This is a genomic window from Mycobacterium sp. SMC-18 (assembly GCF_045310895.1).
In the GTDB taxonomy this organism is placed as follows: Bacteria; Actinomycetota; Actinomycetes; order Mycobacteriales; family Mycobacteriaceae; genus Mycobacterium.
In genome coordinates, this window is record NZ_JBJIAL010000053.1 from 12,895 (window position 1) to 27,203 (window position 14,309).

Below are 14,309 nucleotides of genomic sequence, written 5' to 3' on the forward strand. Positions count from 1 at the left end.
GTCAGGGCTGGTCGAGCAGACCGAGGCGCGCCGCCTCGGCGACGGCCTCGGCGCGCGACGACACCGACAGCTTGCGGTAGATCGCCTTGGCCTGACTCTTCACGGTCTCCCGCCCCAGGTGCAGTTCGCCGGCGATCTTCTGCAGCGACAGGTGGGTCGCCAGGTGCGGGAGCAGACGCAGCTCGGCCGCGGTCAGCGATGGCCGCGGCCCGTGCTGCGCGTGTGCGGCGAGCAATTCCCGAACGCGCGCCAACCGTAGGTGCACCGACGCCGCATCGGGCTCCCGCCGGGCGGCCAACAGCCCTGCGTCGAGATGCCGCCGGCAGAGTTCCGGGTCGTCGATCTCGAGGGCGGTGGCCGCCGTCAGCGCATGTCCCAGTGCCGCCGTGCGCGCCGCCAGGTCGCCCAGCCGGTCCAGCAGCCGTTCGGTGCCCCGCACCGCATCTCGCGCCCCGGCGACGTCGCCGCGGTGGCTGCGCACCAACCCGTCCACGGCGTACACCAAGATGATGGGCACCAGGTCGCACAGGTCGCGGGAGTCGACGATGCTGCGGGCCTGGGCGCTGCGCCGCGCCGCGGACTGCAGGGCCCCGTCGTCGAGGTCCAGCAGAGCCAGATGTGCCAGCGCCACGGCCCGGAAGCCGGGAAGGTCGTCGAGCACCGGGAGCGACGATTCCAGTGTCGTCCTGGCACTTTCGGCGTCCCCGGCCATCGACAGTGCACCGCCTTTGACGGAGGCGGCCGCACCCCACCACGGGTTCACGAGGTGGTTGCCCGCGGCGCAGACCGTGTCGGCATGCCGGACCACCTCGAGCACCCCGCCGATGCCGACGAGTGAACCGACCAGGGCGGCAGCAACTTTCACTGACGGGGCACCATCCGCCAAGGCCGCACCACCGTCCGCGGCAGCGGCCAGCAGCAGGGACCGCTGGATCAGGTCGGCGTCCCCCAGCGTCAGCCCGAACCAGGCCCGGGCGATCGCGGCATCAGGATGGTCGGCGAAGACGTGCTCGTCGAGCAGGCTCAGCCGGCGCTCCAAGATGCCTGCGCGGCCATCGAATCCGAGACGCACCGCATCGCGTTCCACCAGCGCCGCGGCGTGTGCCGGGTCATCGGCCGCCAGCGCCTGCAAGAGGGCGCCGTCGATATCGCCGGACCGCTCGAGATGCGCCGCCGCGCGGGACGCCAGGGCGCGGAACCGCTCCGGATCGCGATTGCGCAGCCGCGCACGGAGCAGGTCGGCGAACAGTCGGTGGTACCGGTACTCGATGCCCTGCTCATCGAGTGAGACCAGGAACAGGTTGCCGGAGGCATGGATCGCACTCAGCATGTCAGCTGAATCTTCGCGCTGGAGAACGCTGTTCAGGTCGTCGGCGGTGAAGTGGTCGAGCACCGCGGATTCCACGAGGAACACCTCGACGGCCGGGTCCAGCCGGCCCAGTACTTCTTCGACCAGATAGTCCGCGACCAGGCGGTGCCGTCCGGTGATCGCCTCGGCAGACGAACCGTCACGCAAGGCCATGGCCGCCATCACCACGCCTGCTGCCCAACCCTCGCAGCGGTCGACCACCAGCGCGGCCGTCGGGCCGGCCGGACAGCCGACCGAGCCGAGAGCCGATTCTGCCTCTGCCACCGAGAGTTTCAGCTCGTCGGTACCGACCTCGAGCACGCCGCCCTGCAGCCGGCGCCGCGCCAGATCGAGCGGCGGCGCGGTGCGGCCGATCAACGTCAGCGTCGTCGACTCCGGGGCAAGTTGGACCAGGGCACGCAGGGCCGACACCGCCGCCTCGTGCGTCAGCTCGTGAACATCGTCCAGCACCAACACGATCGGACCGGCGGACTCCAGCGCCGCGATCGCGGCGGGAACCAGTTGGGTATCGACAGCGCGGCCTGCGCCACGCAGGTACTGAAATGTCGCGGCATCGACCGAGGCGACCTGGTCCACCGCCGTCACCAGGTGCAGCAGCAGGTGGGCAGGGTCGTTGTCGAGATGGTCCAGCCGCACCCAGGCGAACCGCCGGGTGTCGGCGTCATCCCAGAGCGCCACCGCCGTGGACTTGCCGTATCCGGCGGGCGCGGTGACCACCACCAGTTCGGCATCCGAACCGGACAGCAATCCGGTGATCGCCGGCCGCGCGATGACCGCACCACCGAGCCGGGGCGGGCCGTAGGTGGCCGTCGGGATCTGCGCTACCCAGCCGTCCCCTGCCACCCTGGCATCGTAGGTGCGTCGCCCGCGTCCACCCAACCACGCCATTTTTGACCACAGCGTCGAATACGTTGATACGGTGCGCTCGAGGATGGGAGCGACCATGGGCAACGCAATCCGCGCCGTGGCGGCCACGGCGGCAGTGATCGGCCTCGTGGCGGGCTGCGGGGGCAAGGCCGATTCCGGTGGCAACGGATCGTCGAGCTCCGCCCCGACCAGCACCTCGGCCGCGGCGCCGGCCAGTCCCGCTCAACTGCAGGCGCTGGTCCCCACACCCGGTGGCACCGCCCAGACCTGGGGCCCAGACCCGATCGGGGACAATGGGATTCACCTCAGCTTCAAGGTGACGGGCGCCCCCACCGAGGTCGTCACGGCGTACAAGGCCGCACTTGAGGGCAAGGGCTGGGCCGTCACCACCATCGTGTCGTCCGACGGCGGACCGGGGGGTGGCGGCGGCGCCACCTACACCGGCACGCACGGCGACAGCTACGGTGTGTTCGACGGCGGCGGGATGGGCACCGAGACCTACCTCAACGTGTGCGCCTGGCCGACCAAGCCGGCCCAGCCGAACTGCAGCCGCAAGCGCTGACCGCGCTGAGCACGCGCCGTCAACGACGGTTTCACACCCCCACCATCGGGTAGCCCACTACCCGGGGTCGAGATGTCCGTGGCTGGTTCTCATCGAAATCCCCTGAAAGAACTAGACTGAACGCACCGATGCTGGAAGTGGGTGGGCGTAATGGCCGACCGGAACGGATTGCGCGGCGTCGTCGCCGTTGGCGCGTCCGCCGGAGGCGTCGAGGCTCTCACCCAGATGACTGCCGAACTGCCTGCGGATCTTCCGATGGCGGTTCTGGTCGTCCTGCACATGCCGATCGACGCTCCCAGCGTCCTGGCCCGGATCCTGGATCGCGCAGGATCTCTCCCTGCCGCCGCCGCCACGAATGGCGAGGAGCTCGAGCCCGGGAGGCTGTACGTCTGCGTCCCGAACCGTCATCTCATGATCGACGACCATCGCACGCTGGTGACCCGCGGGCCCACCGAGAACGGACACCGTCCCGCCATCAACGCGCTGTTCCGCTCTGCCGCCATCACGTTCGGGCCACGCGCCATTGGCGTGCTGCTGTCCGGGGTACTCGACGACGGTGTCTCGGGTTTGAAGGCGATTCAATCGCGCGGCGGCGCCACGATCGCCCAAACACCCGACGATGCCCTGTTCCCGGGCCTCCCATCGGCCGCGCTCGAATCCGGAGTAGCCGATTACGAAGTGCGAGCGACGGATGTCGGTGTACTGCTCAAACAGTTATCCGAGCACGTCAGCGAGGAACCCATCATGGAACCCGACCCCGGCCTTCTGCTTGAAAATCGCATCGCCATGGCCGAACCCTTCGCGACAGATTTCGAGATCGAATCCCTTGGACCACCGTCGGGATACACGTGTCCGGACTGCAACGGTTCGCTACAAACGATTGGCGAGGGCAACTACCGGTGCCATGTTGGCCACGCCTGGTCGGCGGAATCTCTACTGCGCGCTCGCGATGACGAGGTGAATGGCGCGCTGTGGGTCGCGGTTCGCAGCCTGCAGGAGAAGGCCCAACTTGCCCGGCGGATGGCGAGTAACGTCAGCTCCGGCATGCTTCAGCAACGTTTCAGCAGCCAAGCCGACGAAGCCGAACATGCGCTGCGGATACTGACCGAACGACTGACGGCCGCGGGAACTGAATGACTGACCCGGTGCACATCAGCGCACCCGTCTACGGCGGGGGCGGTGAATACACCTTGCGCTGCACGGGTGTGCTCGACGGCCTGTCCTATCGCACGGTGCGTGACAGAGTGGTCAAGGCGGCGCTCGACGAACCCCGGATGGTGATCATCGATGTCAACGAGCTCCGGGTACCGGATGCCTCTGCGTGGTCGGTCTTCACCAGTGCCCGTTGGCATGTCAGCACCTGGCCTGATGTGCCGATCATGCTCGTCAGGGCCGACGCCGACACCCGCGCTGTCATCCGCAGCCGCGGCATCACGCGTTACGTACCGGTCTTCCCCACCTTGCAGGAAGCATTGCAATCAGAGAGCAGCGCACGCCGCCAGCGACGTCACCGGGCGCGCGCGGAGCTGCCGTCCCACGTCAGCAGCATCGTCGATGCCCAGCGGTTGGTCGGCGGCTGGTTGTCCGGTTGGTCGTGTCCGGCCATGATCCCGGTAACGGCGGTGATCGCCACAGCGTTGGTCGAAAACGTCCTGCGGCACACCGATTCTTCGCCCACATTGCGGTTGGAGTACGACGGCGAATTGGTCACCGTCGCCGTCGAGGACAGCAGTTCGGCGCCGGCACAGCGCAAAGAGGACGCCATGCACGGCACCAGTCGGGTGTCCGGCCTGGCGGTGGTGACCGCACTGACTCGAGTGTGGGGCAGCCTGCCGACGTCGGCGGGTAAGACCGTCTGGGCGGTCGTGGGTCCGGAGAACGTGCTGTAGCCACGAGTAATGTTCCGGGCATCGCATGACCTACGAACAGGACACCATGGACGCCGGTACCGACGACTCCTTTGAGGCTTTGCTGCGCTATCTGCGGGACTCTCGCGGATTCGACTTCACCGGCTACAAGCGCACGTCGCTGATGCGGCGGGTCAAGCACCGCATGGATCACGCCGGCTACACGACTTTCGATGAGTATCTCGATGTGCTGCAAGCGAGTTCCGACGAATTCGCGGCGCTCTTCAACACGATCCTGATCAATGTGACGGCATTCTTCCGCGACCCCGAAGCCTGGGAGTCGATCCAGAACGAGGTGATCCCGTCGATCCTCGCCGAGCGCGGGCCCGAGGACCCGATCCGGGTGTGGAGCGCAGGTTGCGCCTCCGGGCAGGAGGCGTACACGCTCGCGATCCTGCTGGCCGAAGCGCTCGGCTTCGAAGCGTTCCGGCAACGGGTGAAGATCTACGCCACCGACGTCGACGACCTTGCACTGAACGAGGCGCGCGCCGCATCGTACGACGCGCGTGCTGTCGAATCGGTTCCGCCCGAACTGCTGCCGATCTACTTCGAGCAGATCAACGGACGCTACGTCTTCAACAAGGATCTGCGCCGCGGGGTGATCTTCGGGCGCAACGACCTGGTGCGTGACGCACCGATTTCGCGGGTCGACCTGTTGGTGTGCCGCAACACGTTGATGTATCTCAACGCCGAGACCCAGCGCGGTGTCTTGAATCGGTTGCATTTCGCGCTCGCGCCGAAAGGTGCGCTGTTCCTCGGCCACGCCGAGATGCTGTTGAGCCACGGCGACCGGTTCACCCCACTGGATCTGAAAAACCGCATCTTCCGGAAAGCCATCGGCACTCACACCTCACTCGATCGTTATGATCCGGCGGCAGCACTATATGAGCGTCATGGCGAACTCAACGGGTTGACGACGGTCCGCGACCTGGCTTTCCGCGCCAGCCCGGCGGCCCAGATCGTCGTCACCGGCGATGACACCGTCGCCATGATCAACCAGCAGGCCGAAACCAGCTTCGGATTGTCGGCGCGCGACATCGGCCGCCTCCTGCGCGACCTCGAAATCTCCTATCGCCCAGTCGAATTGCGCTCCTACATCGAGCAAGCAAAGGTCGAACGCCGCTCGGCGCGGATTCAGGACGTGCAGTGGCAGCGCGCCGGCGCCGAGGCCGTGTGGTTCGAGATCCACATCAACCCGCTCGTCGACGCCGACAACGGGTTGCTCGGCGTCTCGATCGTCTTCTTCGACGTCACCGCGATGCGGGCACTGCTGGACAAGGTTGTGCAGACCAACCGGCAGCTCGAGACGGCATACGAGGAACTGCAGTCCACCAACGAGGAACTCGAAACCACCAACGAGGAACTGCAGTCGACGGTGGAGGAGCTCGAGACCACCAACGAAGAGCTTCAGTCCACCAACGAAGAGCTCGAGACCATGAACGAGGAGCTGCAGTCCACCAACGACGAACTGCACACCATCAACGACGCACTGCGGGAGCGCAGCGCCGAACTCGACGATTCCCGCACCTTCATCAGCGCCCTGGTCAACTCGATCCGTCTGGGCGTCGTGGTGGTGGACCGGGAGATGCGGGTCGTCATGTGGAACCGCGGTTCGGAGGAACTATGGGGCCTGCGCGCCGACGAGACGCAGGGTGTGGCCATCACGTCGCTCGACATCGGGCTGCCACTCGACGACGTCCGTCCGTTGATCGGTCACGCATTCGTCGATCCCCAGAGTTCTGGGCAAGTGATCGTCAACGCGGTGAACCGGCGGGGCCGGACGGCGCGGGTGCGGGTCGCATGTTCGTCGTTCACCTCACCGGACGACAGTCTTCGGGGCGCGCTGCTGCTGATGGAAGTGGTCGACTAGAGCTGCTTGGCCTTGTCGATCACCCGTTGCGAGAGTCCGAGCAGGTCGGTGCTACTACTCAGCGACAGGCGTTTCAGCATTTGGAAGGCTTCGGAAGCGCCAACCTGAAACCGTTCCATCAGAATCGATTTCGCCTCGCTGACCACATCCCAGTTGTCCAGCACGTGTCGAACCAGATCGCGCGGTTGTGCGCCGCCGACCGCCAGCGCGGTATGAGTCGCCACCACGTAGCCGATCTCCTCGGCGTGCCGGTCGAACGCGTGGGGTTCGTTCGCGTAGATCATCAGAGCGCCGACCGAGCGGGCCGTGGTGAACAAGCGGAACGACAGCACCGCACGAATGGGCGTCGACCTGAGCACATCCCGTCGATAGGCCGGCCAGCGGTCATCGGACTCGAGATCGTTCACCCGTAGGACATCGCGCTTCCACGCCGCGCTCAGGAATGGGCCTTGACGCTGGAACTGCTGGATGGCATCCACCAATGCGGCGTACGGATGCGTCATCACGACCGTATCCAACTGGGAGGGAAAGCCCGCGGTCGTCACACCCGCGTACTTCGCGCCGGGTATCTCGCGGACGGCATGGTCCACCATCCGCTGCAATATCGCCGCATGGGTGCCGGCACATATGCCTGAACCACCGGCGGCATCAACGAGCCGCTGGCCGCGCCCACTGCTGGAACCGGATGTCGTTCCTGTCACGCCGCACACCTCTTGGAACAAGAGTACGCCGCAGCGGTACCCATCGGCGGTCACGGATTGATGGTGTTCTCGCCGTCCTGACGGCCCCAGACATACTCGGACGCGAACGGCGATCCGAGACCGAAATGGTTGTACGGCGCGATCGACGCGCCGGTGTCCATCACCATGTACGGCATGGGCCAGATGTCCCGGGTGACGGTCCAGCAACCGGGCCGGCCCATGGGCCCGCCGCGGGCGTTGATGCGGGGCAGATTGTCCGGGTAGACGTACTGGTTCGCCGAGCCGACGAGCGCGGTGTGCGATATCAGCGAATATCCATTGCCACCGACAGCGAAGGAGGTGGCCTCTACCGCGCGCGGGAGAGCCCTTATCCCGCAATCGATCTCGGGGCTGTACCGGTCGAGCACCTGGGACGTCGGGAGCAGATCTTGTGCGCCCCGCACCAGGTACGGCCCGCCGCGCTCGAAGATGTCACCGCCGGTATTGCCGAACCCGACCGATGCCATCAACGCCTGGTCGATGTCGCCGCGCTGATCATTCAGTGCGCGCTCGGTGGTCACCGCGTTCTTGAGGCCGTCCCACAGATCCGGAGACGCGTTCGCGTAGACCTCGGCCAGATCGGCCAGCGCGCGGTTGTCATGCCGGATGGACGGCATCCGCTGGTTGAGATCGGCCAGGATGACGTTGCCGTCGACCAGCGACCGACCAAACTTGTCGCCCAAGCCGTCGAGGGCCTGGGCCGCAGCGGACAGCGTCGCGTTCAGCTTTATCGGATCGACCTGCTCGGAAATCGCGGTGATCGTTTCGAACAGCGTGTTGAATTCCGTGGTGACACTGACAGCGTTCACGGTGTCGCCGGCCTTGAGCCGCTGCGGCGTCGGGTCCGGCGGCGACGTCATGGAGATGTACTTGTTGCCGAATACCGTTGTGGCAAGCAGCTTCACGTCCACATTGCGCGGCAGCACACTGAGGTAGCGCGGATCGACGTTGAGGATCAGCTTGGCTTGCGCCTTCTCACCGGGCGCGGCCACCACTTCGCTACCCGTGAGCCGCCCGATCGGTACGCCGTTGTAGGTGACCTTCGAGCCGTTGTCCATCGACAGCCCGGCCCGGCTGGCCAGCACGTACAGCTGAGCCTTGGTGTCGAAGGCGCCGCGGAACTGGAGCCAGGTGAGCGTCATCCCGGCGGCGACGACCAGTGCCGCGATCAGGCCGACGATCTTGTAGGGCGGCGTGCGATCTCGGCCGAGACATGCGACTGAACCACCGGCGGCATCAACAAGCCGCTGGCCGCGCCCACTGCTGGAACCGAAAGACGTTCCTGTCACGCCGCACACCTCTTGCACAAGCGTACGCCGCGGCGGGCCCCGCGGGTGCTCACGGATTGATGGTGTTCTCGCCGTCCTGACGACCCCAGACGTACTCGGATGCGAACGGCGATCCGAGACCGAAGTGGTTGTACGGAGCGATCGACGCACCGGTGTCCATCACCATGTACGGCATGGGCCAGATGTCGCGGGTGACGGTCCAGCAACCGGGCCTCCCCATGGGTCCGCCCCGGGCATTGATCCGGGGCAGGTTGTCGGGGTAGACGTACTGGTTCGCCGAGCCGACGAGCGCGGTATGTGAGATCAGCGAGTAGCCGTTGCCGCCGACGGCGAAGGACGTGGCCTCCACGGCGCGCGGCAGAGCCCTTATGCCGCAATCGATCTCGGGACTGTACTTGTCCAGCACCTGGGACGTCGGTAGCAGATCTTGCGCGCCACGCACCAGGTACGGGCCACCCCGCTCGAAGATGTCGCCGCCGGTGTTGCCGAACCCGACCGACGCCATCAACGCCTGATCGATGTTGTCGCGCTGATCATTCAAGGTGCGCTCGGTGGTCACCGCATTCTTCAGGCCGTCCCACAAATCCGGCGACGCGTTGGCGTAGACCTCGGCGAGATCGGCGAGTGCACGGTTGTCATGCCGGATGGTCGGCATCCGCTGGTTGAGGTCAGCCAGGATGACGTTGCCGTTCACCAGCGACTGACCGAACTTCTCGCCCAACCCGTCGAGGGCCTGCGCCGCGGCGGCCAGGGTGGCGTTCAGCTTCACCGGGTCGACCTGTTCGGAGATCGCCGTGATGGTCTCGAACAGCGTGTTGAATTCCGTGGTGACGCTGACGGCGTTCACGGTGTCGCCGCCTTTGAGCCGCTGCGGCGTCTGATTCGGCGGGGAGGTCATGGAGATGTACTTGTTGCCGAAAACCGTTGTGGCGAGCAGCTTGACGTCCACGTTGCGCGGGAGCACGTCGAGGTAGCGCGGATCGACGTCGAGAATCAATTTGGCTTGGGCCTTCTCGCCGGGGGCGGCCACCACCTCGCTCCCCTTGAGCCGCCCGATCGGCACACCGTTGTAGGTGACCTTCGAGCCGTTGTCCATCGACAGCCCGGCCCGACTGGCCAGCACATACACCTGAGCCTTGCTGTCGAAGGCGCCACGGAACTGGAGCCAGGTGAGCGTCATCCCCGCGGCGGCAACGAGAGCCACGATCAGGCCGGCGATCTTGTACGGCGGGGTGCGATCCCTGTTGAGCGGCGCATGGACCTGGCCCGCGGCGACGGGCGGTAACGGCTGCAGTGGCGGCCGCGGTTTCGTCATGGCACTCCAGCGTCGAATCGAGGTGTGGCCGGGCGCCGTTGTCCGGCCTTGATCGAGACTGAAATGCAGGGTACGACCGTCGCCACCCTGGCGGCACGCAAATGACAAACCTCTAGCAAAGCGTAAATTGACGCGAGGGCCAGCCGATGACCATCGTCTCGCCATCACAAAGTAGGTGCCACCAATGTGATGACGACTGTCAGCAAATTGCGGGTCTGGCAGGCCCGAGCGACGGGAACAAATGCTGTGAACTTGCTGAACAGCGTCCCGTACGATCCTCAAACGCCGGGGCCACGCATCGAGTAGCGCACCTGGCATCACAGCACTGGCGAACACGACGGGCGGGATGAGCATGATCGACTTCCAAAATGGCAGCTTCATCAAGTTGGGCCCCAGCGATCCCGCGCAGGCCTCAGCCGAACTGGCCCCCATGCTTGTCGACGGCGAGCAGGTCTACCTCGCCTTCAAAGGTATGCGCGATTCCGTCGTCTTCACCAACAAACGCATGATCGCGATCAACGTACAGGGCTTGACGGGAAAGAAGCGCGACTATTCATCGCTGCCCTACAACAAGATTCAGGCCTGGAGCATCGAAACCGCAGGGAAATTCGACCTCGATGCCGAGCTCGAGTTGTGGTTCTCCGGCCTCGGTAAGGTGCACCTCGATTTCAAGGGTCAGGTCGATATCCGGACGATCGGAAAATTGATCGGCGACCACGTACTTTGACCTACGGCACCGCCTGCGGAGTCACCAGGAATTTCTCGCCGGTGGCCTTCTTGAGGTAGCTGTTGAACGCCTCGGGCTTGAGCAGGCCGGCCAGCGAGACTTCCTGGGTGTAGGTGCTCGCAAAGGTCGTGGTGAGTTCTGCGGCGACGCGCGCCCGCAGCCGACCGATGACCTCGGCCCCCGCACTGGCCAGGAACGGTGTGAGCAGCCAGCCGCCGATGCCCCACGACATACCGAAGCTTCGGTTGAGGATCGTCGGGCCGGTGTCGAGGCTGCCGTAGATGTACACCTGCTTGTGCACGGCCGAGCCGTAGCGGGAGTACTGCGTCGCGGTCGCGTTGGCCGCCTGCTCCATGGCGTTGAGGATCTGACTGGCCAGCGTGCCCCCACCGGTGGCGTCGAAGGCCAGCGTCGCAGAGGTGGCTTTGAGCGCTTCGAACAGATCCTGCTCGAAAGTCGTTGCGGCTGAGTTGCATACGTACTCGGCACCCAAGTCCCGCAGGATTTCTTCCTGCTCGGCCTTGCGGACGATGTTGACCAGCGGCACGCCGTCCGCGATGCAGATCTTGACCAGCATCTGCCCCAGATTCGACGCCGCCGCTGTGTGCACCAGGGCCGAATGTCCTTCGCGGCGCATGGTTTCCACCATGCCCAGCGCTGTCAGCGGGTTGACGAACGACGACGCCCCGTCCTTCGCCGTCGCACCGTCGGGCAGCACCAGACAGGCCGCGGCCTTGACGACGCGGTACTGCGCATACATGGCGCCGCCCGCGATGCCCACCACCTTGCCCAGGAGCGCCTGCGCCGCGTCCGACTCGCCCGCCGCCACGACGGTGCCGGCACCTTCGTTGCCGACCGGAAGCGATTGACCGACGCGGACGGACAGATGAGCCAACGCCCCGGGCGGCAGCGGCGCGGTGACAACCGGTCGCTCCGGGGTGCCCGTGACCGTCGCGGCCGACATGTCGGCGCCGGGGATCAGCAGGCCCAGATCCGACGGGTTGACCGGCGACGCCTCGACGCGGACGACGACTTCGTCCGCCGCCGGGGCGGGGATGTCGACGTCCTGCAGCGAGAGTTCGAGCATGCCGTCCGGGGTGACCAGGGAGCGCAGTTCGAGGGCTTTCTCGGGTAATTCACTCATTTTGGCGCTCCCCTAAATCTTGCTGGCCGCGAAATCGGCAGCCTGCGTGACCTTTCCGGACTGCACATAGGAACCGTGGGCACCGACGTCGAAGCCACCGCCCACCCAGCAGATCGGGTCGCCCTCGGCGCATTGATCGATGGCATTGGCGACGTACTGCGGCGCCAGCTCTGGCAGCGGTCCGCCGGCGAGCATCGCAGAGAAACCGGTGCGCGGCGCACCAAAGAGTGCGGTGGCGGCGACGCGACTGGCGAGCTGCGGTGCCGCGTTGGTGGCGCCTTCGATGACCGCCGCCCCCTGCGAGTAGCCACCGAGCACCATCTTGGTCTTCGGGCAGCTGGCCGCGGTGGACTCGATGACCGCCCGTGCGGCGTCGATGCCCGCCGGGGTGCTGACGGCGAAGTCGTTGCTCGCCGGGTAGTCGACCGGCGTCGCCTCGACGGTGCGCGGCGCCACCCGCGCACGCAGATCCTCGACGAAGGGGCGACCGACACTGCCCAGGCCTGGCGCCTCGGTGGTGCCGCGGGCGAACACGACCTGGACATCGGGGCACGGTGCGGCGGTTGCGACGGGTGCGACGGCCGAGACGACGGGGGCCACGGCAGCGAAGGCGAAGATCAACGCGAGGTTGCGGGTCATACCGACCGATCGTAGGTCGGTGGCACAGGTTCGCAACGGGTTTGGTCCGTCACTACAGCGGTTGCGAGGTGATCTCCAGCCAGGCCTGGAATTCCTTCTTTACGCGGCGACGGTCCATCCGTCGGGCATGCGAGCGTTCGCGGGCCAGGCGCAGTCCCTTGGGCGGGGCCGCGCTGCCGGTCCGATAATCCATTGGTGCCGAACGGGTTCCAGGAGTTTTCGATAACGGCGGCGCCGCTTTTCGATCCGGCAGCCGAGTGGGGTGGGCGCGGCGCAGACGAGTCGCCATCACCTCACACCCGGCACCAACGAGTAGCACCAACACCGCCGCCATTTCGTACTCTGCGTACATCATGATGGTGCCTTCTCTCCGCGCCGTCAGGGCGGCACTGCCTCGGCCTTGGCCGACTGAGAATGGGGTGGGTTGATGCCTTCTACGATCGTCCGCCTGACCAGGCAGTGTGATGGCCCGAATAGCGATATTCAGTCGAGTATCAGAGGGCACGCTCCAGCGAAGGGTGATCAGACCTTCGTGGCACCCATATCGACCGTCAACTGTGTTGCCGTGACCGCGCGCGATAGATCCGACGCCAGGTAGATCACGGCGTCGGAGATGTCGTCGACGCTCGCGGGAAACGGGTCGCTGAGCATGCAGCCGGATGACATCAGGTAGCTCGGGTGGTCGGTCAGCAACGTGCCAACGGTGGGGTCTGCGGCGAGCACAGTGTCGACGCCCCACGGGTGGATTGAGTTGACCCGGATCTTGTACTCGGCGAGTTCGATGGCTGCCGACTTCGTCAGTCCGACCACGCCGTGCTTGGCGGCGCTGTAGTGCGCTTGGCCCGGCAGCGACTTGATGCCGGCGACCGAACTGATGTTGATGATCGAGCCACCGTTGCCCGCGGAAATCATGTGTGGGACGGCCGCTTTCATCGAGCGCCAGACCCCGGTGAGGTTGACGTCGATCATTGCCTGCCACTCGTCGTCCGGCATCTCCCAGAACCGCGCCCAGGTGCTGATACCGGCGTTGGCGACGACGATGTCGAGACGTCCACCGAACCTGTCGACGCCGTCTTTGAGTATCTCGTCCATGGCCGCGGAGTTGCGGACGTCGGCGACCGCCATCAGGCACTTGCCACCCGCGGCCTCGACCAGCTCACCGACGCCCCTTCACGAGCGAGCCGTATCGCGTGATTACGTCCCATGCCGCGCGCAGTTCCGGTCACGAACGCAACCCTGCCGTCGAGAAGGCCCATGGCAACCCTCCGGTTCTTGCTGATGCCACCGAAATGCCCGTGGAATCAGTAAACGCGCGGTGGTGGGGATTTGCTAGAGCCGGCGGGCGGGTACCGCTGACACGGGCCACAGTCGAGTGCCCCCAGTCGGACTCGAACCGACTCTGGGCGAATTTCAACTCCGCCAACACATGTTCACGGGTGTTTCCTGAATTGCTCTTGCTGTTGTCTCGCAATATTATTCGTGGGCTGATGCTTCTCCGCGTTCGCCGATGCCGCGCCCGAGTTGTGACACCGTCGCGTCAGCGAGCCCTGCCACTCGAGACACGTTCGAGGCCGAGATGATGGGCTGGCGAGAAACGGTGGAGCCGATTGAACGGCAGCAGCATCTAACTAAGGGCGAGTCCACACAATTGGCCTTTCGGCCCGCCACTCCCTCTCGGGTCGCGGGTCGAAGCCGTTCGTTAGCGGAAACCACTCAGTACGCGGGACGATGGGAGCTGTGGCAACTCATTTTGGGGGCAGGTGGAGTATCCGTACTGACCGGGGCGTGGTCGTTGTTGAACGACTGGGCTTGACCCCTGATGGTGGACACCTAACTGGTGGGACTGCTGGTCCTGCGGGAAGGATGTCCGTATGGCGGGC

At 65.7% G+C, this 14,309-nt stretch carries 12 protein-coding genes and 1 pseudogene; 5 read left to right on the top strand and 8 right to left on the bottom strand.

The window, feature by feature from the left end:
• Nucleotide 1: 1 nt before the first annotated feature.
• Complete coding sequence (locus ACJH6J_RS27250) at nucleotides 2-2,212, bottom strand: AAA family ATPase (protein WP_406804821.1); 2,211 nt, start codon at nucleotides 2,210-2,212, stop codon at nucleotides 2-4.
• 100 nt (nucleotides 2,213-2,312) lie between these two features.
• Between ACJH6J_RS27250 and ACJH6J_RS27255 the strand changes: the two genes are divergently transcribed.
• The 4 genes from ACJH6J_RS27255 (at nucleotide 2,313) to ACJH6J_RS27270 (ending at nucleotide 6,575) form a co-directional block, all read left to right on the top strand.
• Nucleotides 2,313-2,798 (top strand): hypothetical protein, encoded by a 486-nt coding sequence (locus ACJH6J_RS27255; RefSeq protein ID WP_406804822.1) that lies wholly within the window; start codon nucleotides 2,313-2,315, stop codon nucleotides 2,796-2,798.
• Nucleotides 2,799-2,948: 150 nt separating this feature from the next.
• A complete protein-coding gene (locus tag ACJH6J_RS27260) occupies nucleotides 2,949-3,935 on the top strand; it encodes a chemotaxis protein CheB (protein ID WP_318986683.1) in 987 nt (328 codons plus the stop codon).
• Nucleotides 3,932-4,687, top strand: a complete 756-nt coding sequence (locus ACJH6J_RS27265; RefSeq protein ID WP_406804823.1) for an STAS domain-containing protein — start codon at nucleotides 3,932-3,934, stop codon at nucleotides 4,685-4,687. The genes ACJH6J_RS27260 and ACJH6J_RS27265 overlap by 4 nt, the downstream gene beginning before the upstream one ends.
• 46 nt (nucleotides 4,688-4,733) lie before the next feature.
• Nucleotides 4,734-6,575 carry a CheR family methyltransferase gene (locus ACJH6J_RS27270; RefSeq protein ID WP_406804827.1) on the top strand — a complete coding sequence of 614 codons (1,842 nt, stop codon included), beginning with the start codon at nucleotides 4,734-4,736 and terminating at the stop codon, nucleotides 6,573-6,575.
• On the opposite strand, the gene ACJH6J_RS27275 is transcribed toward ACJH6J_RS27270, so the two are convergent.
• The 3 genes from ACJH6J_RS27275 to ACJH6J_RS27285 form a co-directional block, all read right to left on the bottom strand.
• On the bottom strand, nucleotides 6,572-7,330 hold the full coding sequence (locus ACJH6J_RS27275) for a GAF and ANTAR domain-containing protein (protein WP_406804824.1): 759 nt from the start codon (nucleotides 7,328-7,330) through the stop codon (nucleotides 6,572-6,574). The two genes, ACJH6J_RS27270 and ACJH6J_RS27275, sit on opposite strands and share 4 nt — an antisense overlap.
• Nucleotides 7,327-8,496, bottom strand: a complete 1,170-nt coding sequence (locus ACJH6J_RS27280) for an MCE family protein (protein WP_212814956.1) — start codon at nucleotides 8,494-8,496, stop codon at nucleotides 7,327-7,329. Before ACJH6J_RS27280 ends, ACJH6J_RS27275 begins: the two co-directional genes overlap by 4 nt.
• A gap of 157 nt (nucleotides 8,497-8,653) precedes the next feature.
• Entirely contained in the window at nucleotides 8,654-9,919 is a 1,266-nt protein-coding gene (locus ACJH6J_RS27285; RefSeq protein ID WP_135356302.1) for an MCE family protein, read from the bottom strand.
• Between the two features lie 346 nt (nucleotides 9,920-10,265).
• Here ACJH6J_RS27285 and ACJH6J_RS27290 point away from each other — a divergent pair, with 346 nt between their 5' ends.
• Nucleotides 10,266-10,646 carry a PH domain-containing protein gene (locus ACJH6J_RS27290; protein WP_234785455.1) on the top strand — a complete coding sequence of 127 codons (381 nt, stop codon included), beginning with the start codon at nucleotides 10,266-10,268 and terminating at the stop codon, nucleotides 10,644-10,646.
• A 1-nt stretch (nucleotide 10,647) separates the two neighbouring features.
• Here ACJH6J_RS27290 and ACJH6J_RS27295 read toward each other — a convergent pair whose 3' ends face one another.
• The 4 genes and pseudogenes from ACJH6J_RS27295 to ACJH6J_RS27310 form a co-directional block, all read right to left on the bottom strand.
• Nucleotides 10,648-11,790: a zinc-binding dehydrogenase gene (locus ACJH6J_RS27295; protein WP_406804825.1), complete on the bottom strand. Its 1,143-nt coding sequence runs from the start codon at nucleotides 11,788-11,790 to the stop codon at nucleotides 10,648-10,650.
• Nucleotides 11,791-11,802: 12 nt separating this feature from the next.
• On the bottom strand, nucleotides 11,803-12,429 hold the full coding sequence (locus ACJH6J_RS27300; RefSeq protein ID WP_406804826.1) for a cutinase family protein: 627 nt from the start codon (nucleotides 12,427-12,429) through the stop codon (nucleotides 11,803-11,805).
• A 52-nt stretch (nucleotides 12,430-12,481) separates the two neighbouring features.
• Nucleotides 12,482-12,622, bottom strand: coding sequence for a hypothetical protein (locus ACJH6J_RS27305; RefSeq protein ID WP_162563358.1), 141 nt, complete (start codon nucleotides 12,620-12,622; stop codon nucleotides 12,482-12,484).
• A 329-nt stretch (nucleotides 12,623-12,951) separates the two neighbouring features.
• Nucleotides 12,952-13,685 (bottom strand): annotated as a pseudogene (locus tag ACJH6J_RS27310) (mycofactocin-coupled SDR family oxidoreductase).
• Nucleotides 13,686-14,309 lie beyond the last annotated feature (624 nt).

Excerpts from the sequence above, each read along its gene's own strand:
- ACJH6J_RS27255 (WP_406804822.1), top strand. The coding sequence starts at position 2,313 with ATGGGCAACGCAATCCGCGCCGTGGCGGCCACGGCGGCAGTGATCGGC.
- ACJH6J_RS27260 (WP_318986683.1), top strand. The coding sequence starts at position 2,949 with ATGGCCGACCGGAACGGATTGCGCGGCGTCGTCGCCGTTGGCGCGTCC.
- ACJH6J_RS27265 (WP_406804823.1), top strand. The coding sequence starts at position 3,932 with ATGACTGACCCGGTGCACATCAGCGCACCCGTCTACGGCGGGGGCGGT.
- ACJH6J_RS27270 (WP_406804827.1), top strand. The coding sequence starts at position 4,734 with ATGGACGCCGGTACCGACGACTCCTTTGAGGCTTTGCTGCGCTATCTG.
- ACJH6J_RS27285 (WP_135356302.1), bottom strand. The coding sequence starts at position 9,919 with ATGACGAAACCGCGGCCGCCACTGCAGCCGTTACCGCCCGTCGCCGCG.
- ACJH6J_RS27290 (WP_234785455.1), top strand. The coding sequence starts at position 10,266 with ATGAGCATGATCGACTTCCAAAATGGCAGCTTCATCAAGTTGGGCCCC.
- ACJH6J_RS27295 (WP_406804825.1), bottom strand. The coding sequence starts at position 11,790 with ATGAGTGAATTACCCGAGAAAGCCCTCGAACTGCGCTCCCTGGTCACC.
- ACJH6J_RS27300 (WP_406804826.1), bottom strand. The coding sequence starts at position 12,429 with ATGACCCGCAACCTCGCGTTGATCTTCGCCTTCGCTGCCGTGGCCCCC.
- ACJH6J_RS27305 (WP_162563358.1), bottom strand. The coding sequence starts at position 12,622 with ATGGATTATCGGACCGGCAGCGCGGCCCCGCCCAAGGGACTGCGCCTG.